This is a genomic window from Halobellus sp. Atlit-38R (genome assembly GCF_003665925.1).
GTDB lineage: Archaea > Halobacteriota > Halobacteria > Halobacteriales > Haloferacaceae > Haloquadratum > Haloquadratum inordinatus.
In genome coordinates this window covers 1-542 of sequence record NZ_QXIJ01000179.1, presented here as the reverse complement: position 1 = coordinate 542, position 542 = coordinate 1, and the positions used below count along the sequence as shown (strand labels likewise).

Annotated in this window: 1 pseudogene; it reads right to left on the bottom strand. The window is 64.8% G+C overall.

The features are described from left to right. A pseudogene (locus D3D02_RS18810) lies at positions 1–220 on the bottom strand (bifunctional metallophosphatase/5'-nucleotidase); the annotation flags it as partial. Between the last annotated feature and the right edge of the window lie 322 nt (positions 221–542).

Genomic DNA, 542 nt, shown 5'->3' with positions numbered 1-542 from the left:
CGTCGGCCGCCGCCCGCCGCTGCTCGATGAGCGTCACCAGCCGCGGGAAGTTCCCGTCTTGCGCCGCCGCCGTCTGGATGTCGTTGTACGACAGGACGGTGAGCGTCGTCGCTCCCTCGCCGTCCGCGGCCGCCGCCGAGCCGGAGACGAGCGACCCGCCGAGTACGATTCCACCCGCTCGCAGTACGTCACGCCGTCCGTAGTCACGGTCCCGTGACATCGAATTCTTCCACTTAGGGATGTTTATAAAATCTTTCTATGAAATAATATATATTTATCAGTTCGACACGTTTGAGAATTCTTCGCAAACGTTCGTCTCCGGGCGGCGGGCGCGGGATCGACCCACGTCGTCTGACTCGCGGCCGACCGCGACCGCGGCGACGTGACTGATCCCGATGAGAACGCGACATGGGCGGCGATACGGACGCGACGTGGCCGGCGATGACGACACCCCTTTACGCCCGCGACCGCTTCTCCCGGCAATGAGCCAGCCGAGCCCCGACGCGTACGAGCAGGGGCGCGGGATGGACGCGCACAACGCC